The sequence below is a fragment of the Ruegeria sp. AH3 genome (assembly GCF_056536265.1).
On record NZ_JBQFJL010000002.1, the window covers coordinates 730601 to 753727 of the forward strand.

Annotated in this window: 22 protein-coding genes, 1 tRNA gene and 1 pseudogene; 13 read left to right on the top strand and 11 right to left on the bottom strand. The window is 54.1% G+C overall.

Features of this window, described 5'->3' with window-relative positions:
* Positions 1 to 414, bottom strand: a complete 414-nt coding sequence (locus ACR3EM_RS20855; protein WP_480472771.1) for a hypothetical protein — start codon at positions 412 to 414, stop codon at positions 1 to 3.
* Between the two features lie 755 nt (positions 415 to 1169).
* Here ACR3EM_RS20855 and ACR3EM_RS20860 point away from each other — a divergent pair.
* Positions 1170 to 1254: transfer RNA gene (locus ACR3EM_RS20860), tRNA-Leu, on the top strand.
* A 289-nt stretch (positions 1255 to 1543) separates the two neighbouring features.
* Here the strand turns inward: ACR3EM_RS20860 and ACR3EM_RS20865 are convergent.
* The 4 genes and pseudogenes from ACR3EM_RS20865 to ACR3EM_RS20880 form a co-directional block, all read right to left on the bottom strand.
* Positions 1544 to 1990: pseudogene (locus ACR3EM_RS20865) on the bottom strand (IS5 family transposase); the annotation flags it as partial.
* A gap of 90 nt (positions 1991 to 2080) precedes the next feature.
* Entirely contained in the window at positions 2081 to 2332 is a 252-nt protein-coding gene (locus ACR3EM_RS20870; protein WP_480472773.1) for a transposase, read from the bottom strand.
* Positions 2333 to 2443: 111 nt separating this feature from the next.
* Entirely contained in the window at positions 2444 to 3946 is a 1503-nt protein-coding gene (locus ACR3EM_RS20875) for an aldehyde dehydrogenase (RefSeq protein WP_480472775.1), read from the bottom strand.
* Positions 3947 to 4109: 163 nt separating this feature from the next.
* Positions 4110 to 4808, bottom strand: coding sequence for a GntR family transcriptional regulator (locus tag ACR3EM_RS20880; RefSeq protein WP_480472777.1), 699 nt, complete (start codon positions 4806 to 4808; stop codon positions 4110 to 4112).
* Positions 4809 to 4939: 131 nt separating this feature from the next.
* Here ACR3EM_RS20880 and ACR3EM_RS20885 point away from each other — a divergent pair, with 131 nt between their 5' ends.
* The 8 genes from ACR3EM_RS20885 to ACR3EM_RS20920 all read left to right on the top strand — a co-directional run bounded on the left by ACR3EM_RS20885 (position 4940) and on the right by ACR3EM_RS20920 (position 13348).
* Positions 4940 to 6289: a glutamine synthetase family protein gene (locus ACR3EM_RS20885; RefSeq protein WP_480472779.1), complete on the top strand. Its 1350-nt coding sequence runs from the start codon at positions 4940 to 4942 to the stop codon at positions 6287 to 6289.
* Positions 6289 to 7599: an NAD(P)/FAD-dependent oxidoreductase gene (locus tag ACR3EM_RS20890; RefSeq protein ID WP_480472781.1), complete on the top strand. Its 1311-nt coding sequence runs from the start codon at positions 6289 to 6291 to the stop codon at positions 7597 to 7599. The genes ACR3EM_RS20885 and ACR3EM_RS20890 overlap by 1 nt, the downstream gene beginning before the upstream one ends.
* Positions 7600 to 7647: 48 nt before the next feature.
* Positions 7648 to 8730: a polyamine ABC transporter substrate-binding protein gene (locus ACR3EM_RS20895; RefSeq protein ID WP_480472783.1), complete on the top strand. Its 1083-nt coding sequence runs from the start codon at positions 7648 to 7650 to the stop codon at positions 8728 to 8730.
* Positions 8731 to 8800: 70 nt separating this feature from the next.
* Positions 8801 to 9940, top strand: coding sequence for an ABC transporter ATP-binding protein (locus tag ACR3EM_RS20900; RefSeq protein WP_480472785.1), 1140 nt, complete (start codon positions 8801 to 8803; stop codon positions 9938 to 9940).
* Between the two features lie 56 nt (positions 9941 to 9996).
* On the top strand, positions 9997 to 10887 hold the full coding sequence (locus ACR3EM_RS20905) for an ABC transporter permease subunit (RefSeq protein ID WP_480472916.1): 891 nt from the start codon (positions 9997 to 9999) through the stop codon (positions 10885 to 10887).
* Positions 10887 to 11699: an ABC transporter permease subunit gene (locus ACR3EM_RS20910; RefSeq protein ID WP_480472787.1), complete on the top strand. Its 813-nt coding sequence runs from the start codon at positions 10887 to 10889 to the stop codon at positions 11697 to 11699. Before ACR3EM_RS20905 ends, ACR3EM_RS20910 begins: the two co-directional genes overlap by 1 nt.
* On the top strand, positions 11683 to 12654 hold the full coding sequence (gene speB / locus ACR3EM_RS20915; RefSeq protein WP_480472789.1) for an agmatinase: 972 nt from the start codon (positions 11683 to 11685) through the stop codon (positions 12652 to 12654). The genes ACR3EM_RS20910 and speB overlap by 17 nt, the downstream gene beginning before the upstream one ends.
* 10 nt (positions 12655 to 12664) lie before the next feature.
* Positions 12665 to 13348: a type 1 glutamine amidotransferase gene (locus ACR3EM_RS20920; protein ID WP_480472791.1), complete on the top strand. Its 684-nt coding sequence runs from the start codon at positions 12665 to 12667 to the stop codon at positions 13346 to 13348.
* A 486-nt stretch (positions 13349 to 13834) separates the two neighbouring features.
* Here the strand turns inward: ACR3EM_RS20920 and ACR3EM_RS20925 are convergent, their stop codons facing one another.
* Positions 13835 to 14746: a fatty acid desaturase family protein gene (locus ACR3EM_RS20925; RefSeq protein ID WP_480472793.1), complete on the bottom strand. Its 912-nt coding sequence runs from the start codon at positions 14744 to 14746 to the stop codon at positions 13835 to 13837.
* A 407-nt stretch (positions 14747 to 15153) separates the two neighbouring features.
* Here ACR3EM_RS20925 and ACR3EM_RS20930 point away from each other — a divergent pair.
* Both ACR3EM_RS20930 and ACR3EM_RS20935 read left to right on the top strand, forming a co-directional pair.
* A protein-coding gene (locus ACR3EM_RS20930; RefSeq protein ID WP_480472186.1) for an IS3 family transposase occupies positions 15154 to 16505 on the top strand; the annotation gives its coding sequence in 2 pieces (ribosomal slippage) (positions 15154 to 15490 and positions 15490 to 16505; 1353 coding nt in all).
* A gap of 35 nt (positions 16506 to 16540) precedes the next feature.
* Positions 16541 to 16882, top strand: coding sequence for a nuclear transport factor 2 family protein (locus ACR3EM_RS20935; RefSeq protein ID WP_480472918.1), 342 nt, complete (start codon positions 16541 to 16543; stop codon positions 16880 to 16882).
* Between the two features lie 82 nt (positions 16883 to 16964).
* Here the strand turns inward: ACR3EM_RS20935 and ACR3EM_RS20940 are convergent, their stop codons facing one another.
* A complete protein-coding gene (locus ACR3EM_RS20940; RefSeq protein ID WP_480472796.1) occupies positions 16965 to 17882 on the bottom strand; it encodes a LysR substrate-binding domain-containing protein in 918 nt (305 codons plus the stop codon).
* Between the two features lie 51 nt (positions 17883 to 17933).
* On the opposite strand from ACR3EM_RS20940, the gene ACR3EM_RS20945 reads away from it, so the two are divergent.
* Positions 17934 to 18848 carry an NAD(P)-dependent oxidoreductase gene (locus tag ACR3EM_RS20945; protein ID WP_480472798.1) on the top strand — a complete coding sequence of 305 codons (915 nt, stop codon included), beginning with the start codon at positions 17934 to 17936 and terminating at the stop codon, positions 18846 to 18848.
* 370 nt (positions 18849 to 19218) lie between these two features.
* Here the strand turns inward: ACR3EM_RS20945 and ACR3EM_RS20950 are convergent, their stop codons facing one another.
* Both ACR3EM_RS20950 and ACR3EM_RS20955 read right to left on the bottom strand, forming a co-directional pair.
* A complete protein-coding gene (locus ACR3EM_RS20950; RefSeq protein WP_480472800.1) occupies positions 19219 to 19758 on the bottom strand; it encodes a luciferase domain-containing protein in 540 nt (179 codons plus the stop codon).
* A 65-nt stretch (positions 19759 to 19823) separates the two neighbouring features.
* Positions 19824 to 20414, bottom strand: a complete 591-nt coding sequence (locus tag ACR3EM_RS20955; protein ID WP_480472802.1) for a YceI family protein — start codon at positions 20412 to 20414, stop codon at positions 19824 to 19826.
* Positions 20415 to 20538: 124 nt separating this feature from the next.
* Here ACR3EM_RS20955 and ACR3EM_RS20960 point away from each other — a divergent pair, with 124 nt between their 5' ends.
* Positions 20539 to 21120, top strand: coding sequence for a TetR-like C-terminal domain-containing protein (locus ACR3EM_RS20960; protein ID WP_480472804.1), 582 nt, complete (start codon positions 20539 to 20541; stop codon positions 21118 to 21120).
* Between the two features lie 457 nt (positions 21121 to 21577).
* On the opposite strand, the gene ACR3EM_RS20965 is transcribed toward ACR3EM_RS20960, so the two are convergent.
* Both ACR3EM_RS20965 and ACR3EM_RS20970 read right to left on the bottom strand, forming a co-directional pair.
* Complete coding sequence (locus tag ACR3EM_RS20965) at positions 21578 to 22252, bottom strand: tyrosine-type recombinase/integrase (protein WP_480472806.1); 675 nt, start codon at positions 22250 to 22252, stop codon at positions 21578 to 21580.
* Between the two features lie 167 nt (positions 22253 to 22419).
* On the bottom strand, positions 22420 to 23037 hold the full coding sequence (locus tag ACR3EM_RS20970; RefSeq protein WP_480472808.1) for a TetR/AcrR family transcriptional regulator: 618 nt from the start codon (positions 23035 to 23037) through the stop codon (positions 22420 to 22422).
* Positions 23038 to 23127: the final 90 nt, after the last annotated feature.

Sequence of the window (23127 nt, forward strand, 5' to 3'; positions counted from 1 at the left end):
TTAGCCTCCGGTGCCAGTTGCGGCGATCTGGTCCCCTGCCCCGTCCGGCAGGCTCGCAAGCGTGTCGATACGTGCGATCAGGTCCAGCGCATTACCGAGGATTGCAGCCTCGGAACGTGGGGAAATTGATTCATAAGCCAGGGAATCAGCCAAGATTTCGATCGAGCTGAAGCCCTCACCATTTTCCAGACACGCCACGCGGCGTCCGGTTGGGAAGTCCTGGGATTTATGTGCAGGCAGCGGCATGCGGGCATTGGCCAGCAGGTATCGATTGCCTGAATGGGTACGAAGAGCGATTCCGAAACCCGTGCCAGGATGCTGGCGATTAAGGGTTTTCAGCTCGCCAATGAAACTTTCGCGTGCAAGACCTACAACGTCTTGCTCGGAGGCAGCGGTTTTGATCTGGTTGGTCACGACAGAGACCCTTGTACTGGAGTTGAGCAAAAACTCGTACGGTGCCAGATGGCAAAAAGACTCATTAACTCCTGCGCTTAATCAATTACGATCACCACGGTGTTATTTTGACGCGAATAAGATTTTTTGGCGTTTGAAATGTGGCGCAATTGTGGTCGCGCCCCATAGAAATGCCTCAACCAATGAGGGAGCGACATTAGGCTCACCGCCCGAAATCCAGCATGCTTGATGTGCTGACTTTGTTTCAGATGCAGGTCAACAGGTGTGTCTAAAATTATGCGTAGATTCATATAATAACCATATCTATCAGGACTCTAACCCTTAGACCTCTCTACTCCTCTCAAAGCCTTGGCAGTCAAGAAAAGTCTCGCAATACGATCGCTTGGAAATATCCGGAAGCGATGCTCGGCTTGGTAAAATCAGGTATAATCTACCTAAAGTAGTAAAAAATACACTAGAAGATTGCACTTTGTTTCCATATTGGAAACGTAATTACGACCAAAGAGTTACGAATTAATGTGTGGATTTGATTTTACACGCTATACGAGGTGGATTGACGCCAAGGAACGATTGCTTCCAACGCAAATACGATAGCATGCAACAAGCTGGCATCCAATCTGGCCCATAAAACGCCCATCCAGCGACTGTTTCCCAATGCCCCAAACATAATCTTGCGATGAGTTAAATTTTACCTCTCGCCCTCGCCCAAAAGCTTTGCTATTCAGCGCCTCACAACGGTGCTTCGGCACCGGATTGCGGGTGTGGCGAAATTGGTAGACGCACCAGATTTAGGTTCTGGCGCCGCAAGGCGTGGGGGTTCAAGTCCCTCCACCCGCACCATATCCCTTAAAAATTCGCATAATTATCAACATATTGCGTTTTTGAATCTATTTTCAGCCACCCCTTGGCCCACCTTTTGAAAAACCCATTCTCAACTTCGTTGTTTGCTATCCTAAAAATCGGCGCAAGTGCCAACTGCGGTATACGAAATTGGTTTTCTCGAAGCCTTGCGACAACTTCACCTCAGAATTGGCAGGCCTTAACTGACAGAAAAGTAGGCTGATTCTTGGGCCCAACACCTCAAGCTGAAGGACTTTTCTTTAGTTTTCACGTTCGTCCGAAACCTAGGTCATGTTGACAAATGGCGGAACCAAAGGCGGATAGATGTGATATCGACGAAGCCAAGGTAGTTTTCGGCAGTTTTGTCGTATCGCGCGGCGACACGGCGGGCATTCTTGAGTTTGTTGAAGCACCGTTCAACCATGTTTCTCAGCTTATATAGCCCACGATCCACACCGACCCACATCTTTCGTGTCTTGCGCATTGGGATTTGAGTGAGAATATCGCGCTCGCTCATGGTTTTGCGAATGCGATCAGCATCATAGCCCCGACCAACGAGCAGCACCGGAGGTTCGGTGAGGTTGTCCGCCATCACAAGATCAAAACCCAGATAGTCCGATGTTTGCCCCGGTGTGATGTCTGTTCTCATTGGTAGTCCATGGGCGTCGACGCGGAGGTGGATCTTGGTCGTGAACCCACCTCTTGAACGGCCAAAACCTTGTCTCGTAGCCCCCCTTTTGCACCCGCCGCCTGATGGCGGGCTCGAATAACAGTGCTATCAACCATTTGGAGCGCGTCTGGGACAGTTCCGCTTTGGTTCAATGCCTCAAGAATATCCTCCCAAAGGCCCGCCAGCGTCCAACGTCGGAATTACCGGTAAACGCTGGACCATTTGCCGAACTCTTCGGGCAAGTTTCGCCAGGGGTGATCCGGTGCGCGCGATCCAGAATATCCCATCTAAATCAAGACGGTGATTGGTCGGTCTGCGTCCATTCGGGGAACGGACCGAAAGGATGAACCGTTCAAAGAACGCCCACTCCTCGTCCGACATTAGGTTTCGTTCCAAGCTGGTCTCCATTGCACATACCGGCTTGAATCATGATCATCAGGCGCAGTGAACCCCTTTTGTCAACACGACCTAGGGCGAGATAGAAACTCGCTTTCTCGAAGTCGAAGCTCATAACGCAACTTATCTTTCGCATACATTCATCCAAGTTGTTTTCAACTCGGTATATTTGTCGAGCGCATGGAGCGACTTGTCCCGACCTATGCCGGATTCCTTGAATCCGCCAAATGGTGTGGTCATGTCATCGCAATCATAGCAATTGACGTATACAAGACCTGCGCGAATGCTCTTGGACACTTTGTGCGCCGTCGCAAGATCATCAGTCCAAACCGCTGAGGCCAAACCGTAGCAGCTGTCATTGGCCACCTTGATCGCCTCGTCCACAGTATCAACCGGGATTACGGTCAGCATGGGACCGAAGATTTCTTCCTGTGCAATATGCATGTCGTTAGTAGCATTGTCGAAGATCGTCGGTTCGATATAGCAACCGCCAGTTTCGCGGTTGACACGCTTGCCGCCGATGGCCAAATCGGCACCGTCGTTTCGCGCGTGGTCTACGAATTCCATGACGCGATCTGTGTGACGTTCATCCACCATCGCACCCATGTTGGTTTGGGGATCCAGTGGATTACCGGGGACATAGGTTTTGGCAATCTCAACCAATGTCTCGACAACCTGATCATGGATTGCGCGTTCGACGATAAGGCGGCTTGGGCAGGTGCACATTTCACCCTGGTTGAAGAAGGCCGAATGGGCCGAGGTTGTCGCGGCATGTTCCGTATCGCGATAGCTCGACAGAATGATATTCGGGCTTTTGCCGCCCAGTTCTAGGCCCAGACGTTTGAGGTTGGATTGGGCTGAGTATTCCATGAAATACTTGCCGACCTGAGTCGAGCCGGTGAAGAACAAACCGTCCACATCCATATGCAGACCCAAGGCGCGCCCAACCTCGGGACCGTTGCCGGTGACGACATTGAAGACACCCGGAGGAATGGCTGCTTCAAGCGCCAATTCGGCTAACCGGATAGCCGACAGCGAGGATTGTTCGGCGGGTTTCAGGATAACAGAATTACCGGTCGCTAAGGCCGGTGCTACCTTCCAGGCGGCCATGAGCATTGGAAAGTTCCAGGGCACGACAGCCGCCACCACACCCAGCGGTTCCTTGGTGATCGTGGCGAATGTGCCTGGGGCGGTGGGGGCAACCTCGTCATAAATTTTGTCGATGGCCTCTGCGTACCAGTCGAAGCAGTTCGACACGGCACGTACGTCTATTGAGGTGCTGTCCGAGATCGGTTTGCCCATGTCGAGAGTCTCCAAAAGGGCGAGTTCGTCGCGATGGGCGCGGATCAGATCGGCGAGGCGGCGTAGCACAAGTTTACGGGCTGCCGGGGCCTGCTTTGACCAGCGTCCGTCTTCGAAGGCAGCGCGGGCGACCTTGACGGCGCGGTTTACGTCCTCTTCGCCACCGCAGGCCACATCGGCAAGGTGCCGGCCATCCACCGGGCTGATGGAGGCGAAGGTTTTTCCAGAGGCCGCACTGACGAAGTCGCCGTCGATCAGCATTTGAGAGCGGATATCAAGGGCGGCTGCTTTATTCTGCCAGTCGGTAAAGGTCAGTTCGGTCATGGCGCGCCCTTTGCAGTAAAATAGATATCGCATCTTATAAAATGATATCACAAAAAGTCAACTGAGTGTGACGCTTGTACCCAAGATCGCGAATCTTGGGCAAAAAACAGCAGCAGGGCGCCCTATATGACGCCCTGGGAAAACTGGTTTGGGGGGGATTGGCCTAGGTTTCGCCCGCCATTTGGGTCAGAAGCCTCCGCCCGTTGCGACTCATGCCTTCGCGGATATCGCTTTCGGTGGCGACAACTAGCGCGGCCGCATCGCGAGTCCTGAGCGCTGCGAGGATCTCTTTGTGGCGATCGACAAGGTAGTATTCCTTAAGCTGCTCGATGACCTGCCGTTGGAACGGTCCGATCTGGAGCCAGACACTTTCGATCACCGGTATAGAGACTTGGTTGGGGTTGACCGTATAGAGCGTGCGATGGAATTCCTGATTCAGGATCGTCAGGCTGTCCAGGTTGTTCTCCTCGATCTCTGCATCCATCGCATCATCGATTGATCGCATTTTATCTATAATAATATCCGATACATAGGGGAGCGCTCGTTCTGCGGAATGCACTTCGAGGGCAACGCGTAGCGCCACGAGTTCCTCGAAACGGCCAAGTGTCATACGAGGTACGGTCATACGCCGGTTCTGCATGACCTCGATGGCATGTTCCGAACTCAGACGCCGAACAGCTTCGCGAATTGGGGTGGGGCTGAGCTTCAGGGCTTCGGCCAATCCGCGCATCGTCAAGGTGGTTCCGGGGCGAATCGCGCCGATCATTATCGCATGGCGCAGGCGTTCATACACATATTCCTGGGTGGTCAGATCCTTGTCTGAGCCGAATTCAGGGATGATCAAATTCTGATCCTTTGGCATGTGCTTACCCGAGCGGAAGTTTCGATATTTGTGACAGTATTCGAAAAAATAATTGACTCAAGTGCAAAATGGCATCTAAAGATTATAAAAGATATCACAAAATAAAATATGATATCACTACGGAGGAAAAGATGACCAAGGCGGACTTAACAAAATGGCTGGATGACAAGCCTGAGATCGAGTCGATCTTTGCCTGCGTGAGCGATCTGAACGGGACATTGCGCGGTAAACGCGTGCCAGTTGAACAGGCAGGTAAGGTCGTCGAGGGCGGCATGCGGATGCCGCTCTCGGTGGTTGGTGTCGACGTCTGGGGCGAGGATATCGAGAATAGCGAATTGGTTTTCGAGACTGGTGACTCGGACGGTCTGTGCGATTTCACCGGGCGCGAGTTGTTGCCGATCACCTGGTCAGAGCGCCCCACCGCTATGGCGATGCTGTGGATGCGCCGGGAAGACGGCACGCCCTTCACTGGCGATCCGCGCCGCGCATTGGGGGGTGTAGTTGATCGGTTCAAGGCGCGTGGTCTGACCCCTGTGGTAGCGACTGAGTTGGAATTCTATCTCTGCGATCCGTCGGGTGATCGCCCCGAGCCCCCGCGTTCGCCGGTAACCGGCAAGCGGCTGGATTCTGATGGCGTGCTGTCGCTTGATGAGTTGGAGCATTTCGATGGCTTTCTGAATGACGTCTATGATGCCTGCGCCCAGCAGGGTATTCCGGCGGATGCGGCGATTTCCGAAAACGGCGCGGGCCAGTTTGAAATCAACCTGATGCATTTGGATGATCCGCTGCGTGCTGCTGACGATGCGGTGCTGTTCAAGCGTCTGGTCCGGGGCATAGCCCGCAAGCATGGCTTCGCGGCATCTTTCATGACCAAGCCCTACGGCGACCGCGCCGGAAGCGGCTTCCACGTGCATTTCTCACTGCTTGATGAACAGGGCAATAACGTCTTCGACAATGGCGGAGAGGAAGGCACCGAAACAATGCTGAACGCCGTGGCGGGCCTTTTGGCGACGATGCAGGAAAACACCCTGACCTTCGCGCCGCATGCCAATTCCTATCGTCGCCTTCTGCCGGGCGCACATGCGCCAACGGGGGTGGCCTGGGGTTATGAAAACCGTACCGCCGCGATCCGTATCCCGGGTGGCAGTCACAAGGCGCGGCGGATTGAGCACCGGGTCGCCGGGGCCGACGCCAACCCCTACCTTGTTTTGACCAGTATTTTGGGCGGCGCCCTGATAGGGATCGAACGCAAGATGACCCCTGCGCCGGCCATCGTAGGTGATGCCTACAACCAGGATATTGAGCATCTGCCGCTGGATTGGGCTACCGCGATCGAAGCGTTTCAGAAAGGCGGACACGTCGCCGAGATCTTCTCATCCCGGCTTCAGACCATGTTTGTCGAATGCAAACAGCAAGAACTCAGGAAATTCTCCCGCCAAGTAACCGACTTTGAATACCACTCTTACCTGGAGGTCGTGTGATGAACGCCATGACGAATTCCTATGCCGGAGACGGCCGGCACACAACGAGCTACTATGCCGCCTCGGCCAATCCGTCGCCGAAGCGTGCCGAGTTGCAGGGTAACAACGAGATTGATGTTTGTATCATTGGCGCGGGATATAGCGGTCTGTCCACCGGGCTGCACCTTGTCGAAAAAGGCTACAAAGTTGCCATCGTTGAGGGCGCTCGTGTGGGTTGGGGCGCATCGGGGCGCAATGGCGGTCAGATCGTTAACGGGTTGAATGCCAGCCTTCAGACGATCAAGAAACGCTATGGTCAGGACACCGCGACCTTTGTTGCCGGTCTCGTGCAAGAGGGTGGCGAGATCATCCGTGAACGGATCAAGACGTATGAAATCGACTGCGACCTGAAAGAAAAGAACATCTTCACCGGTCTGACCAAGGCGCATATGCGCGAGTTGGAAGAGCGGATGAACCTCTGGGCCAGTTACGGCATCAAAAACCAGGAGATGCTCGACAAGAACCAGCTGCGCGAGCACATCAATTCCGACCTCTACGAAGGTGGCCTGATCGACCATTCGGGCGGCCACATGCACCCGCTGAACCTCGCGCTTGGTGAAGCGGCGGCGTTCGAAAAGCTGGGCGGTACGATCTATGAAATGTCACCGGTGACGGACGTAGACACTGATGCGGCCAAGCCTGTGATCAAGACAGCCAAAGGCACGATAACCTGTAAGACGCTGGTTCTGTGCGGTAACGCCTATCTGGGACATGTCGTTCCCACACTGACCTGGCGCGTTATGCCGGTGTCGACCCAGGTGATGGCGACCGAACCGCTGGGTGAAGAGCTCGCGCATTCGTTGCTGCCGCAGGACGCCTGTGTTGAAGATATCCGCTACATCCTCGACTACTACCGCCTGTCGGGTGACAAGCGCATGCTGTTTGGCGGTGGCACCGTTTACGGTGGCAGCGATCCAAGCAATATCGAGGCCAAGCTGCGCCGCAACATGGACAAGGTTTTCCCGCAGCTCAAAGGCGTCAAGATCGACTATGCCTGGAGCGGTAACTTTGCCCTCTCGTTCAGCCGCGTACCCCAAATGGGTCGAATCGGGCAGAACACCTACTTCGCCCACGGCTATAGCGGACACGGCGTGACCGGCAGCCACACATTCGGGCGTATCCTGTCCGAAGCCATCGACGGCGATCTGACCCGTTTCGACGTGTTCGAGAAGGTGCCGTGGTATCCTTTCCCAGGCGGTCGGATGTTCCGCGTACCGTACTCGATGGTTGGATCGTGGTGGTACGCCGCACGCGACAAACTGGGCGTCTGATTTTCCAACTCAAGTCTCAAAATCTTCAAAATCCAAAGGGAGGATTCCATGAAAAACCTTGCAATCTTTTGTTCGACACTGGCCCTGACCGCAGGCGCGGCCATGGCCGAGGGTGAGTTGAACGTCTACAACTGGTCGGACTACATCGCCGAGGACACCATCGCCAATTTTGAGGCCGAAACCGGAATCAAAGTGAACTACGATGTGTTCGACAGCAACGAAGTGCTGGAAGCCAAGATGCTGACCGGTGCCAGCGGCTATGATGTTGTTGTGCCTTCGATCGAATTCATGGCGCGCCAAGCGCAGGCTGGTGTATTTGCCGAAATCGATAAAGGCGCGCTTAGCAACTATGGGAACTTGGACCAGGGTATCCTGGACGTGATCGCGGTCAACGACCCCGATAACAAATACGGCGTGCCCTACATGATGTTCACCACGGGTCTTGGCTATAACGTCGACAAGGTGAAGGAACGCATCGACGAGGGCAAGATTGGCAGCTGGGACATGATCTTTGATCCCGAAACCGCCGGTAAGCTGGCCGATTGCGGTATTGCCGTCCTGGACAGCCCCTCCGAGATCATGGCGCCCGCGCTAAACTATCTGGGTCTGGACCCCAACTCGGAAGACAAGGGTGATCTGGAGAAAGCGACCGAGTTGTTGATGGCGGTGCGACCGCACATCCGTTACTTTCATTCGTCGCAATACATCAACGACCTTGCCAATGGCGATATCTGTGTCTCGGTCGGCTATTCGGGCGACGTTCTACAAGCGCGCGACCGTGCCGCCGAAGCAGGACAGGGCATCAACGTGGCCTATGCCATCCCGGCTGAGGGTGGTCAGGTCGGTTTTGACATGCTGGCGGTGCCCGACGATGCACCGAACCCGGAAAACGCACTGAAGTTCATAAACTACATCCTTGAACCGCAGGTTGCAGCCGCGATTACCAACTATGTCTACTATGCCAATCCCAACACGGCCGCGACCGAGTTCGTTGTGGAAGAGGTGGCCAGTGATCCGGGCATCTATCCTCCCGCTGATGTCGCAGCGAACCTGTTTTCGCTCAAGCCGCACAGCTCGCGCTATGACCGGTCGCTGACCCGCGCCTGGACCACAATCAAGACCGGACAATAACCCGGCAAACATTGCCGGAACCCGACACGCGGGTTCCGGTCCGATGCAATTCACTCTTCAGGGGGCGAACATGTCAGAAGCCAGATCCGTAACCGAAACGAAACCTTGGGCCGATCCGAACGCGGAACCCTTCTTGCAGATCAAGAACGTGACCAAGATGTTCGGTCAGTTCACCGCCGTGGAAAACGTGTCGCTGGATATCTACAAGGGCGAAATCTTTTGCCTACTTGGCGGGTCCGGTTGTGGTAAGTCCACCCTTCTGCGGATGCTCTCGGGGTTCGAAACCCCGACCTCGGGCCAGATCATTATTGATGGTCAGGATCAGGCCGGTGTGGCCCCTTATGCCCGCGAAACCAACATGATGTTTCAGTCTTACGCGCTGTTCCCCCACATGACCGTGGAAAAGAACATCGCCTATGGCCTGAAACGCGATGGTCTGCCCAAGGCCGAAATCGCCACCCGCGTCACCGACATGCTGTCGCTTGTGCAGATGGATCAGTTCGCCTCGCGCAAACCGCACCAATTGTCGGGTGGTCAACGTCAGCGGGTCGCGCTGGCCCGGTCGTTGGTCAAGAAACCCAAGCTTCTGATGCTGGACGAACCGCTGGGCGCATTGGACAAGAAACTGCGTGAAGAAACCCAGTTCGAACTGATCAAGATTCAGGAAAGCCTGGGTGTGACTTTCGTGGTTGTGACCCACGATCAGGAAGAGGCGATGACCCTGTCGAGCCGTATCGGTATCATGACAGCAGGCGAGATCGTCCAGGTCGGTACGCCACACGAGATTTACGAATACCCGCAGAACCGGTTCGTGGCTGATTTCATTGGTTCGGTGAACGTGTTCGAGGGCCGCATCACCGAAGACGGCGACGATCATGTCATCATCAGTTCAAAGGAAACTGGCAGCGACCTCTACGTCCCCCATGGGATCAGCGGTGTTCTGGGTCAGAAGGCCGCCGTGGCCGTGCGCCCGGAAAAGGTCATGATTTCCAAGGAAAAGCTACCGGATGTGCGCAACACATTGACCGGTGTGATCGACGAGATTGCATATATGGGCAACTCCTCGGTCTATCACGTGCGTCTGGACAGCGGTAAACGCGTGCGCGTCAGCCAGACCAACATGACCCGGTCCGGGGACGATCCGTTTGACTGGGACGAAAAAGTGCATCTCGGATGGGCCGGTAATGCCGGTGTTGTGGTGACGTCGTGAGCACCGAAGCCGATATCAATACCAAACTTCCGGGCGGTCGTTTCCTTGGCCGTATCCTGGAAAAGCTGGGCCTAGGGGGCCGCGGGTTGGTCATTGCCATTCCGACCTTCTGGCTGCTTCTGTTTTTTCTCATCCCGTTTCTCGTCGTGGCGAAGATTTCGCTGTCCGAGGCGGCAATTGCACGTCCGCCCTATCTTCCGATCTGGGAGTGGGATGACGGATTCCTGAACCTGACACTCAATTTCGGGAACTACCTGTTTTTGCTGGATGATCCGCTTTACCTCTCGGCCTATATCGAGTCGGTCAAGATCGCGGCGATTTCCACGGTAATCACGCTGCTGATTGGCTATCCCATGGCTTATATGATTGCGCGGTCGCCGGTCGACAAACGCAACATCCTGCTGATGCTAGTGGTGTTGCCGTTCTGGACCTCGTTCCTGCTCAGAGTCTACGCTTGGATCGGATTTCTCAAGGCCAACGGGATCATCAACAACTTTCTTCTGACCATCGGTATCATCGACGAGCCGTTGATCATGCTGCAGACCGATTTTGCCGTCTATGTTGGCATCGTCTATACCTACCTTCCGTTCATGATCCTACCGCTCTACGCCAACCTGGTGAAGCTGGACGAATCCTATCTGGAAGCTTCCGCCGATCTGGGCGCACGTCCAGCGACGACGTTTTTCACCGTCACACTACCCTTGTCGATGAGCGGAATCATCGCTGGCTGCATGCTGGTCTTTATCCCCGCAGTCGGTGAATTCGTGATCCCAGCGCTACTGGGTGGACCCGATACGTTGATGATCGGGCGGGTTCTGTGGAACGAGTTCTTCTCGAACCGTGATTGGCCAATAGCGAGCGCCGTGGCGATCGTCATGCTCTTCGTCCTGGTCATTCCAATTATGATGCTGCGTAAGGCGCAGGCCGCTGAAGAAGGGGCGAAATGATGAAACGCAAATCGAGATTTCTTCAGGTGACCGGGCTTTTGGGATTCATCTTCCTCTATGCCCCTATCCTCTCGCTGGTGGTCTTCAGCTTCAATGAAAGTAAGCTGGTCACTGTCTGGGGCGGCTTTTCAACCAAGTGGTATGGTGAGCTGCTCCGGGACCCGCAAATCCTGCAGGCTGCCTGGATCAGTGCCAAGATTGCCTTTCTAAGTGCAACTCTGGCGGTGACAATCGGGACCGTGGGGTCCTTCGTTCTGACCCGGTTTGAGAAATTCCGAACCAAGTCGATCCTCAGCATGATGATCACCGCACCTTTGGTGATGCCCGAGGTGATCATTGGTCTGTCGCTTTTGCTCCTGTTCGTCGCGATGGAGGGGCTGATCGGATGGCCCGGCGGTCGGGGTATGCTGACCATCATCATCGCGCACGCCACCTTCGGGGCCGCCTATAGCGCCGTGGTGATCCAATCGCGCCTTGTCGATATGGACATGTCCATCGAAGAGGCGGCGCAGGATCTGGGGGCCAAGCCGGTGCGCGTGTTCTTTGACGTGACCCTGCCGGTAATCTCTCCGGCGTTGGTGTCAGGTTGGCTTCTGGCCTTCACACTCAGCCTGGATGACCTGGTGATCGCCAGCTTCGTGTCGGGCCCGGGTGCCTCGACCCTGCCGATGGTCATCTTCTCGAAGGTCCGCCTTGGAGTGAGCCCGGATGTGAATGCACTGGCCACCATCATCATCGGCGTGGTGTCGCTGGGCATCATTGCCGCCGCGTTGCAAATCAACAGGAGCAAGAAATATGCCTCACACGGGTGATCAGGCCTTCCTGCGCAAGGAAACCACCAAAGGCCGTTGGCATGAGATGACTTATGGCGGCGTGCTCAGCTTCCTGCGTCGCAATTACAGCCGGGATCTCGAAGGGGTCGATGTGGCGGTGACGGGTGTTCCCTATGACAATGCCGTCACCTTTCGCCCCGGATGCCGGTTGGGGCCGCAGGCGATCCGGGCCGCATCGGTTCAACTGGCCGAACTCAAAGCCTTCCCATTCGGGTTCGACCAGTTTGATACGCTGTCGGTCGTGGATTACGGTGACGTTCATCTTGACCCTCATCATCCGGATACCGTGCGTCCTGCAATCGAGGCTCATGCTGACCTCATCATCGAAAGCGGTGCCAAGATGTTGACCTTGGGAGGCGATCACTCGATCGCCTACCCACTGCTCAAGGCGCATGCCAGAAAATACGGTCCGGTGGCGTTGATCCAGTTCGATGCCCATTGCGATGCATGGGACGATGACGGCGAGATGCAGGACCATGGCACCATGTTCCTGCGCGCCGCGCGCGAAGGCATCATCGATGTTGGCAAGTCCACCCAAGTGGGGCTACGCACCTTTAATGACGAGGACTTCGGCTTTGAAATTCTCACCAGCCCCTGGATTCACCGCAACGGTATCGACGCCGCGATCGAGGTGGCGCGAAAGAGAGCAGGCGATGCGCCGGTTTATCTGTCCTTTGACGTGGATGGCATGGACCCGGCCTTTGCCCCCGGAACCGGTACGCCGGTGTCCGGCGGCCTGGCGTCGTGGCAGGCGCTGGAATTCGTACGTGGCCTTGAGGGGTTGAACCTGATTGGCATGGACGTGGTCGAGGTTTCGCCACCCTATGACGTGTCAGAGATCACCGCGGTTGCAGCTGCCACGGTGGCACATGACTGGTTGTGCCTGCTTGCCAAAGCTGCGGGTGCCGAGGGCGTCGAAGTTGGGCGTGTCTGAGAGGCCGAACATGAAAATCGGGATATTACAGACCGGGCGCTCCCCTGATGAGCTCCGCGAAAAGCACGGCGACTATGACGACTTCTTCAAGAAGATGTTGGCCGGGCGCGGCTTCGACTTTGTGACCTATAAAGCGCTGGATGGGGTTCTGCCCGCGTCGATCCACGACGCTGATGGCTGGCTGATTACCGGATCGAAATTCGGTGCCTACGAGGGGCATGACTGGATTCCACCGCTTGAAGACTTCCTGCGCGATGTCTTTGATGCCGGAGTTCCCATTGTCGGGGTGTGTTTTGGTCACCAGATCTTAGCGCAGGCGTTGGGCGGCAAGGTAGAGAAGTTTGCTGGCGGGTGGTCGGTCGGCGCGACGGATTACGAGGTCACGGATGGGCCTAGTGAACGCATCCTGGCCTGGCATCAGGATCAGGTGACAGAAATCCCTGACCAAGCTGAGGTGATTGGCTCGTCAGATTTCTGCGCCAACGCGATACTAGCCTATGGTGACAAGGCGTTGACCATCCAGCCACATCCGGAATTCACCTCTGCCTTTCTAACCGATCTGGTTGAAGCCCGGCGCAATATCCTGCCTGACAATATCGCTGAAGGCGCGCTGGCGCGGAACGAGGAAACGCTGACTTCCGACGGTTATGCCGACAAGTTCGAAGAGTTCTTCAAGCGAGACCGGACAAGGTGAAGTGAGCAGGAATGCCCGAATTGATTTGGACCACCGTTATGCTTGAGAGACGGGGGACCGAGAATGGCGAACAGGAGATACAAGCCAGAAGAAATAGTTCAGAAATTGCGACAAGTTGATGTGCCTGTCGGCCAGCGAAGGTTTCCAATTCGATAATGTCATAGCCAAAGGGAGCCTTGCTGGTCGGCCGCCGTTCATTCATCGAGCGGCGAAATATGACTGTGAGCCCAGACCTACCATTTTCGGCACAACGACGAATGATGGCATTCTATGCAGCTCTCTCGAAACGCATCAGTTCGAAAAGGTCATGGTTAGTTGCTGGAAGGGGGTGTTTTAGAAACCCAACGATCTACTATTCACGACGTGGTCGTGAGAACTCCCGTGCCTCTCAAAATCAATCAATTTTAAGGTAGTTCGACACAGCCAGATAGCCAGTCAAAGAGCTGAGGTTTGGATAAACTAACATCCATCCACTAAGAAAGCCGTCTACTTAGACGCAGAGATTTCGCGCAAAACGTTAAAGTGAAAAGCCAAATAAGATCTTTCTACCTTGCGTTTGGGAACCAGATTTTCCGCCCAAATCGCTCGCAAGCGTCGAGACGGAATTCCCGGATATGCATGATGTTCAGCATGATAATTTGCCTCCCAAATCAAGTATCTAATGACAGCGTTACTCTGGACGCTTCTCGTTTCGAACTGTCCGTCAGAATATTCTCCACAGCCATAGTGTTCTGATAGGCTAAAGAATAATATTGCTGTGGGAGCAAGTAGAAGCGGAAGCCAGTAGATAAGCAGCATTGTAACAGGGAAGAAAACCGTACTGACGATTGCAACAATCAAGAAAACAAAAATTGTTAGTCGCGCAACTTTTGCACTTTTCAGTAGACTATGAGACGGCTTGAAAGGAAAATCCGCGCTCTTCGGGCTGCACACCAACTTTGAAAGAACCGCTGGCCAATACCATACGCCACTCATTCTGTAGAAATACTCCCGCAGAGAAGTAAACTTATGTGGTGGATCAGTATCGTCGGCTTTGCCAATATTGGCATGATGAGCCAAGTGTTTGGACTTGAATAGTCCGTAGTTTATTAGGAGTGGCGTGCACCAAAATACTCCAAACGAGCTTTCATCACGCCACCTTTTTGTGTGGACACTGTGCACACATTCGTGGGCCGCATTCAAGAAACCAGCAAAAATTGTGGAGTGTAGCACAACTACAAAACCAGACACATAGATCATTTCCAGCCACAAACTCAAAGTGCTTGATAAAGCGTAGATTACTCCAATTCCAAACCACCTTGGCATCTTGTTAACCTTCTGATTCCACTGGCTTAGGACAATACACATGTGCATCATACAAGTGTTGAAGTTGCTCGCGGCTAGAAGAAACAAACACATACTCAACAAGCGACAGATTGTTACTCTGACCAGTTAAATCCAAAACACCTTCAAAATTTGAGTTTTCAAACTGGGCACTGGCTGCAAGTTTTGATCTGCAAGACTCATCATCCCTTCTCTCGCCGCGCCACGAGCGCAAGAAGATCTGCCGTCCATCATTTAGCTCGCTTAGCCGGGTCGAAATTGCATAGAGTACTGTTCCCCCGCCCCATCTGCCGTTGAATTCTGTCGCCTTTAGTTGGCCGCTCCGGGTAAGTATGAAGTCAACATTGAGCTTACCGGAGTAGCCGAGCTCAAGCGCAAAGTTCGCAAGCTTCGTCCCTGTCCGCCATCAGCACCCATGGAACAGACTAGGTTGATTGCGTAGCGGAGGATTTCAGGCTCATCGTAACCATCAGAGAGTGGAGATGAGAATGAAATCCGGGAAACAGAAAGCGTCAGTAGAGAGAGTTGTCAAAGACATCCGCAGGAAGACACGGCGCCAGCATTCGGCAGAGGAGAAGATCCGTATTGTGTTGGATGGGCTTCGTGGTGAAGACAGCATAGCGGAGCTGTGTCGCCGTGAAGGAATAGCTACGAGCCTGTATTACAGCTGGTCGAAAGAGTTCCTTGAGGCCGGTAAGAAGCGGTTGGCTGGCGATACCGCACGCCAGGCTACCAGCTCTGAGGTGAAGGATTTGAGAGCGGAATCGTCGGCGCTGAAAGAGGTAGTCGCCGACCTGACCCTTGAGAACCGGCTGCTCAAAAAAAGCATGTTCGAGGATGGTGGAGACGACGAATGAGATATCCCGCATCCGAAAAGCTTGAGATCATCCGGCTGGTTGACGGTTCGCACCTGCCGATCAAACGCACACTGGAAAAGCTCGGCATTCCCAGAACGACCTTCTACCGCTGGTACGACAGGTATCTGTCTTTCGGCGAGGCCGGGCTTGAGGATCGCCATTCTCGGCCAGGTAGGGTTTGGAACCGCATCCCCGACAAGGTGCGCAAGCAGATCGTGGAACTGGCTCTGGAAGAACCCGAGTTATCGCCCCGCGAGCTTGCGGTGCGGTTCACCGACACCAGGCGCTACTTCGTTTCTGAGGCCAGTGTTTACAGGCTTCTGAAGGCACAAGATCTGATCACTAGCCCAGCCTGCATCACCATCAAAGCGGCGGATGAATTCCATGAGAAGACTGTGCGGCCGAACCAGCTTTGGCAGACCGACTTCACCTATCTCAAAGTCATCGGTTGGGGCTGGTTCTACCTGTCTACGATCCTGGATGATTACAGCCGTTACGTTGTCTCTTGGCGCCTTTGCACCACGATGAAAGCTGACGATGTCACAGGAACACTGGAAGACGCTTTGGCTGCATCAGGTTGTGACAGTGTCACCGTTGCCCACAAGCCCCGGCTGCTCAGCGACAACGGCAGCAGTTACATCTCTGGCGAGTTGGCGAAATGGCTGGATGAGCAGGGTATGGATCATGTTCGGGGAGCGCCCAACCATCCGCAGACCCAGGGCAAGATTGAGCGATGGCATCAGACGATGAAGAACCGTGTCCTGATGGAAAACTACTATCTGCCAGGAGCGCTCGAACAGGCCATCGGCGACTTCATCAATCACTACAACCACAACCGATACCACGAGAGCATCAGCAATCTGACACCCGCCGATGTCTATTTCGGTCGAGCCGAAACAATCCTCAGACGCAGAAAGGAAATCAAACACCAGACAATCCAGAAACGCCGCTTGCTGCATCATCAGAACGCGGCGTAGATTGAAACTACGGCGAGCCTGATCCTCCTAAGCCAATCAAACGCTCGTGTTCCAAATCATTCGATGACGGACATGCTGAACATACAGTCATGATAATGAACGGTGGCGACCCGATGGAGAGCCGGACGGAGATTGGCAACATGGCGGCGGGATTTATGGCTGACTTCCCTGACCTCGTTCTTAACCTCGACACGGTTCTCGTCGCCGATCACCACATGGTCTATGCGTGGACTTTCGAAGGCCATCATAAAGAGACTGGTAACCATGTTCGTTTCTCGGGCTGGGAAGAGTGGGACTTAGACGACAACCTGAACGTCACCAAATCGCTCGGTTGGTATGATGGTGTGGATTATGAACGCCAAGTTGCGGGAACATGACCATATCCGGCGCCAATTCGCGCACTGTACGCACAGTCATATACGGCAATTCAGTTTAACTCTAGTCGGTGCTCATTACTGCCTACAGCAAGTGAGAAGGCGTCCATCGGAAAAGGCTTTTCTCATATTCGGTAATTGATTTGGAGAGCCACTGCATGAACAGATTTGCCGCTGGTCGAACCGGTCCAGACAAAGTGACAAGGTAGTAGCCGATCTGAGGTATTGGATCGTCGAACAGTGCCACGAGTTGTCCCGATTTCAGCTCGTCAGAAACAAAAGCGGGTACCGTCGCCCCGATGCCATCACCGCGACGGATGCCATCCAGCAGCATATTGCCCGGCACGCGGACTACCCTTCGGTCGGCGTCGGTCGGAATTCCGACCTTTTCTAACCACAGGTCAAACTCGACTGACGCTTGTTCCTGAAGAAGCGTGAAATCAAGCAATTCTGCAGGATTCGTGAGCACCCGGTTTCCGATTAGTTCGCGGGACGCGACGACCGTCAGACAGCCTGGTAGCAGCATCTGCGAGACATGCCCTTGCCAGCGACCTGTTCCGTATCGAATGGCCATATCAATTCCGCCCGACTTGAGGTCGACAGCCTGGATCGTTGAATCGATCCTCAATTCGATATTGGGGAATTCGTCAATAAACGTCGACAGACGCGGCATGAGGAACGCGCTTGAAAACATCGGAGTTGCGCTGACCACTAACGGTCGAACCGACTCTGCACTCGACACGCTCTCGGTCACGGAGGCCATTTCAGCGAAGGCTTCAAGCAAGCCAGCCGACAGGAATTCGCCTTGCGATGTCAGAGAAATGCCATGCCGGGTACGGGTGACAAGCCGAGTGCCAAGATGTTGTTCGAGCCCACGGATTTGCTGGCTGACTGCGGAATGGGTCACGTTCAGTGCCTCTGCCGCCCGGGTCAAATTTCGAAACTCGGCAGTGGCGGCGAAGGCTCTGAGAGATGTCAAAGAGGGAAGCGTGCGCCAATCCATAAGTAAGATCATCTAACAATATAGAAAAATTTTCAACTATGTGATCCTCCGATGCCGTCGCATGCTGGTGTAGTAATTCATTGGCGACCACAGGAGGCAAACATCATGAAAATTGCTGTTTTGGGACTGGGCAATATGGGCTCAGCGCTGGCGCATTGCCTGCTCAAGGCAGGCCACGATGTCAGCGTTTGGAACCGTACGTCGGAAAAGGCAGAGGTTTTTGCTGAGGCTGGAGCCACGATCTGCTCTTCACTGAATGATGCGATTGCGGCGTCTGATTTTGTCATCATCTGTATCAAGAGCCACAGGGAAACTGTTGAACTGGTCAACGGGCTGAGTGTTTCGCTAATGGGTAAGACCATCTGCGACATGAGCACGGGCGATACCTCGGATGCCGATAGACTGGTCATCATCCTCGAGGGACAGGGTGCTGGCTACATGCTGGGCATGATCAATGCCTACCCTTCCGGCATTGGAGGTGACGAAACCACAATCCTCACGGTGGGCAGTGCTGGAACCTGGGACCGCTATGGCAGTATCATCAGAGAATTGGGTGGAAAGTCCGCCCATGTTGGAGAGAAGCCAACGGCACTTGCCGCGCTCTTTGCCGGCCTCTTCACGGTTCGACAGGGGTTCATGTTTGGAATGATCTACGGTGCACTTGTCTGCCAAAAAGCGGGCATCCCGATGCAGGTTTATGCCGACCAACTCCCTGCCACGATCAAACTGGTTAATGACTACCATGATCTCTTTGCCAGAACTGTTCCGTTTGAGGATTACGATAGTGCGGAAGCCTCCCTGAAGGTTTACGCGATGGCGCAAGAGGATGCGTTGAAGACCTATCTCTCACTTAACGCGCCCGCTGATTTCATCCAGTTGATGCATGACCGCACCAAAACGGCTTGGGACGATGGCTACGGCAACAGACAGCTGACCTCACTGGTCCAGCATATGACGGATGCCTGATGCAAAAAGGCTCCGGCCCAAAGCCGACCTCCACCACCCGGTCGAGATGCTGCGGCGCGGCCCGTTGAACCGGCCATACGCTGCGACCGCAAAATCCCGAGATCTACGAATGGGAAAGTCGCGGATTTTGCGGCCATCCGCATTTTTTGTCTGTAGGACTGCAGTACAGCCCCGAAGTGAACCTTCGACGCTGGGCTTTGCTAATTCAACTGCGCGGGACGGGAGCTACCATTGATGCGAATGGCTTGAACGTATCGGGCGCTTTGCCATGGCAAAATGTGAGAAAGAAATTGACCGCGAGAAACAAGGTGGCTGAAACTGCTCTCTGACAGGAAGCGGGCGCCCCGGCACACTTTCGGGCAACACGTGCTTAACTCAAGGAGTTGCCAGTGATGAAGGTGTACGAACTTTCTACCAGGTCGATGACGACATCCAACTCTTCTGGCGTGGTCGGTGTATATATCATGACAAAGCCGCTCCATCCGGGGCGTTGATCGGCCCAAGGGTGAGCTACGGCCCAGCCAGCCTCAATTGCCCGTCGCGCCATTGCGGGGTGCAGCGAAGCGTGCAAACTGCCATCAGGATGCATATGCGCAAACTCAAACCCACCGACGATAGAGTTCGGTTGAGACAGCAGCATCTCGGGATCAAGCTGAAAACCAACTGCGCCAGGAAGTGATATGCGTGTTGGGCCAGGTGTGACCCCCGGGAATTGCGCAACCCGCTCCAGCAATAGCTGGGCCAATTCGGCATTAATTTCGACACCGATCTGAGTATGCGGTACGCCGCTTGTCGTTTCAGGACGCGGCGAGGTGCGCTCCGGCAAGAAGCGCTCCTGCGCGAATGCCAATGGGCACGTCAAAGCCACTGCTGTCGTAGCAACCGCCAGTTGTCTCAGGAACACATTCATTTTGTTGTCAGCCCGTCAAAAGTAAAGATTGAGTGCTCAGTGCCGTATCGGTGCCCCTGCACACATCATTCAGCTTTTAACGCTTCGATATTGATCAAGAGCTCTATTTCGTCGCTCACCGCAGGTGCAAACGCCCCAAGTCCGAATTCAGACCGCACGATAGTTGTCGTGGCCGCCAGCCCCAAGGTCGGAGTGCCCTCTTTTGGGCCAAACGGGTATGGCGCTGACTTGTTAAGCGTTGTTTCCAGAACAACGGGTTTGGTGACGCCATTCATAGTCAGGTCGCCAGAAATATTCGCGGTATTGTCGCCGGTGACTTCGATGTTGGTCGAGGCGAATGTGACCATGTCACTGTCACTCGCACTGAAAAAGTCATCGGACATGAAGTGTTGCAGACGGGCGCCCCAGCCCGTGATCATGGATTTCACAGGCATAGACACTGTGACAGATGACCCAGACGGATCATCTTCGTCGAACTCAATCTCACCGCTAAAACCTGAGAACATTCCATATGTTTCTGAGAACCCGATGTGGTTGTAGCTGAACAATACCTGACTGTGTCCAGGATCCAGCTCGTAAGTGCCGCTCTCGGACAATGCGGTTGTCGCTCCCATCGATAAGAGTACCGCCACCGGGGTTGCTGCCACTTTGAACATTGATACGCTCCCATTTTGAAAAGACGTGTTCGCGGAATCGAGTATTGAGCTTTAGTTTTTAGCTTGCCATACTTATAGAACAAAATGTTCTATAGCGCAACAAGATGTTCTATAGGAGGGGCGATTGAAAGAAGATCCCAGGCTGATCGCCACACGACAGGCCGCACTTGATGCTGCGCAAAAGATACTGATGGATGAAAGCGTGCTGCACGTAACTCATGGCGCAGTTTCAAAGGCAACGGGCATTTCGCGCAGTACACTTTACAGGCACTGGTCAGATGCGCGTAGTCTGCGTGATGCAGCATTCCGGCGCATCGCAACACCGCCGAACATACCACCCAAAACCGATGGCCCGCTGCGATCTGACCTGCGCTGGTTACTCGGAGTACTGATGGGAGCCTTGAATGACACACCATGGGGTCAAATTGCACCTCAGGTGGTCGCTGCTGCGTCCACCGATACAGAAGCAAGGTTAGTGATAACAGAATTCATGAAAGACAGGTTCGCGAGTGTTGAAGCAGTATTTGCAGCCGCAATAGACCGCGGTGAGATCACCGCCGACGTTCCGGTCGACCAACTCATAGAACTAGCAGTCGCTGCACCTTATTTCCGCAAACTCATACGTCACGAGGCACTGGACGAAGAATGGCTGGACAAACATGTCGATTTGCTTTGCAGTATCGTGAAAACCAATTCGGGACAGTGACCATCGCCTGACTTTGCAATCAAAGCGACCTGCAACAGGCGCGAGATTTCGGCAGAACAGCAAATTATGATCAAAAGCATATCCAGCCAGTTTCTTATAGCGGTTGCTCCAAAGGGTCTTGGTAAACGTTTGCTATGATCGTCCGCCGGGGTTTGAAAAGTCAGCTTTTCTGCGCACTGCCGACATTGATGCACGGTGCAGCAATTTGTACCTTGGGCTCGTTGCAGAACTCGGAGCAGAGGTAGCATAAGCCCCTGCCCCGCTTGCCACGACACGTCCAACCGGCCCAAACCCGATCGAGCGCCTTGACAAGGAGTTCAAGCGCCGCGCCGACGTCGTGGGGAAGCCGTCAATTGCTAATTGAGTTAGCTTGTGGCACTAGTTCTGGAAAGTCGCCTAAGACCCTGATCCTTGAAGTGGCCTTGCCAGAGACAACGTCAACGTCGCTAAATCGAAATTAAGCGTCTTTTTTGTCCTCAGTATAGTGGGGGCCAATTACATAGTCTTCTAACTCAAGTTCAGGGTTCATCATTGAAGTCGTGAATATGACCTGGTTGGACACTGGGGTTTCCGTTGTGTGCTTTACAATGAGCTCCTGAAATCGGTGGCTCAACGCCTTGCGAGCAGTCTCGGCTTTCTCATGCCAGATAGGCGCAAGGCAATCCCGCAGATCAATCTGAGTAATTTCATCAACTGGCAAATGACCAAGTTTGGGTATGACGTGTAGCTCCAGCGGTCTAAACCAACGCCCCGCTTTTCCACCACCCCGCAACTCAGACTTCCGCGCTTCAAACGCATCCCGAGCGACGTCTCTAAACAGAAGCAAGTTGCGCTGGGCTTCTAAACGTCGTTTCTGCCGCTCTCTGATCGGATCTCGGCCTTCCCGCAGTTCGCGTCGGGCTGCGTCAGCTGCTTCCCGCGCCTCCGCCAAGCCAACATACGGCCACCGCCCGAGGCCCATTTCCCGTCGCTTACCGAAAACCGTCAGTCTAAGGACCCACTTACCGCTTTTGGTATCTGTCTTCACAAGCCAGAGCCCAGCGCCATCGCAGTGCTTTCCAGCCTCTAACGCAATAACGCCACGCACGCTAAATTTGTTCTTCGCCTTATAGCCCTCTACCAGCCCACCCATTGGTCCACCCTTAAGTATGGTAGGTGCTGCCGTTAGTCGAGATTAATTGAGATCGGATGTAGGAGGTAAGTTGAACATTTTCATATAGTTATTCTCTATCTGAGATTTCTTGAGACACCTACATATAGGGTTTCAAGCCCCTCCACCCGCACCACAACTTTCTCAGATTAGACGCCGTAACGGGCCATGAACATATCAACCGCTTGCAACGCAATCTCGTCGATTTCGTCTTGTGAGAAACTGCTTTGAATACCGAATGCCGCTTTGCCCCACAAGCGAACCTTGCAGAGTTCCGAGAACTGTTCGGCTGCAATATTCACATCCTCGATGGCCAACTCGCCTTTGGTGACAGCCTTGGTCAGGTATTCAGCCATCTTCTGCTGACCATTCTGCGGCCCGGCCTCATAGAAGGCGTTGCCAAGGTCGGGAAATCGGTCGCGTTCGGCTACGCAGATGCGGAACACTTGCTGCGCAAACTCTGATACGAGGAAAGCGGTAAGCTGTGTTGCCGCGATTGTAAGCACTTCGCGTGCAGGTTTGGATTCGTCGATCATGGCGATGATCCGTTCGGACATCAGTCGACACTCGGTTTGAACAACCTCGGTGAATAAAAGTCGTTTATCGGGGAAATAGCTATAAAGTGTTGCCTTTGACACGCCCGCTGCACGCGCGATGTCGTCGACGCTTGCACCTTCGAAACCATCCGCCATGAAGACCTCTCGAGCCCCGCGCAGAACCTGATCGAATTTTCGGCCTGTGCGCAGAATGGTGGCGGCTTGGGTCATGATGGCTCCTGATTTGCTTGCCCGTCACAGTATAAACCGGTCGGTTCAGTTTCAATGATTTTCGCCAGATTCGCGAATTTGTCGCGAATA

Excerpts from the sequence above, each read along its gene's own strand:
- ACR3EM_RS20870 (WP_480472773.1), bottom strand. The coding sequence starts at position 2,332 with ATGGAGACCAGCTTGGAACGAAACCTAATGTCGGACGAGGAGTGGGCG.
- ACR3EM_RS20875 (WP_480472775.1), bottom strand. The coding sequence starts at position 3,946 with ATGACCGAACTGACCTTTACCGACTGGCAGAATAAAGCAGCCGCCCTT.
- ACR3EM_RS20880 (WP_480472777.1), bottom strand. The coding sequence starts at position 4,808 with ATGCCAAAGGATCAGAATTTGATCATCCCTGAATTCGGCTCAGACAAG.
- ACR3EM_RS20885 (WP_480472779.1), top strand. The coding sequence starts at position 4,940 with ATGACCAAGGCGGACTTAACAAAATGGCTGGATGACAAGCCTGAGATC.
- ACR3EM_RS20890 (WP_480472781.1), top strand. The coding sequence starts at position 6,289 with ATGAACGCCATGACGAATTCCTATGCCGGAGACGGCCGGCACACAACG.
- ACR3EM_RS20895 (WP_480472783.1), top strand. The coding sequence starts at position 7,648 with ATGAAAAACCTTGCAATCTTTTGTTCGACACTGGCCCTGACCGCAGGC.
- ACR3EM_RS20900 (WP_480472785.1), top strand. The coding sequence starts at position 8,801 with ATGTCAGAAGCCAGATCCGTAACCGAAACGAAACCTTGGGCCGATCCG.
- ACR3EM_RS20910 (WP_480472787.1), top strand. The coding sequence starts at position 10,887 with ATGAAACGCAAATCGAGATTTCTTCAGGTGACCGGGCTTTTGGGATTC.
- speB (WP_480472789.1), top strand. The coding sequence starts at position 11,683 with ATGCCTCACACGGGTGATCAGGCCTTCCTGCGCAAGGAAACCACCAAA.
- ACR3EM_RS20920 (WP_480472791.1), top strand. The coding sequence starts at position 12,665 with ATGAAAATCGGGATATTACAGACCGGGCGCTCCCCTGATGAGCTCCGC.
- ACR3EM_RS20925 (WP_480472793.1), bottom strand. The coding sequence starts at position 14,746 with ATGTGTTTGTTTCTTCTAGCCGCGAGCAACTTCAACACTTGTATGATG.
- ACR3EM_RS20940 (WP_480472796.1), bottom strand. The coding sequence starts at position 17,882 with ATGGATTGGCGCACGCTTCCCTCTTTGACATCTCTCAGAGCCTTCGCC.
- ACR3EM_RS20945 (WP_480472798.1), top strand. The coding sequence starts at position 17,934 with ATGCCGTCGCATGCTGGTGTAGTAATTCATTGGCGACCACAGGAGGCA.
- ACR3EM_RS20950 (WP_480472800.1), bottom strand. The coding sequence starts at position 19,758 with ATGAATGTGTTCCTGAGACAACTGGCGGTTGCTACGACAGCAGTGGCT.
- ACR3EM_RS20955 (WP_480472802.1), bottom strand. The coding sequence starts at position 20,414 with ATGTTCAAAGTGGCAGCAACCCCGGTGGCGGTACTCTTATCGATGGGA.
- ACR3EM_RS20965 (WP_480472806.1), bottom strand. The coding sequence starts at position 22,252 with ATGGGTGGGCTGGTAGAGGGCTATAAGGCGAAGAACAAATTTAGCGTG.
- ACR3EM_RS20970 (WP_480472808.1), bottom strand. The coding sequence starts at position 23,037 with ATGACCCAAGCCGCCACCATTCTGCGCACAGGCCGAAAATTCGATCAG.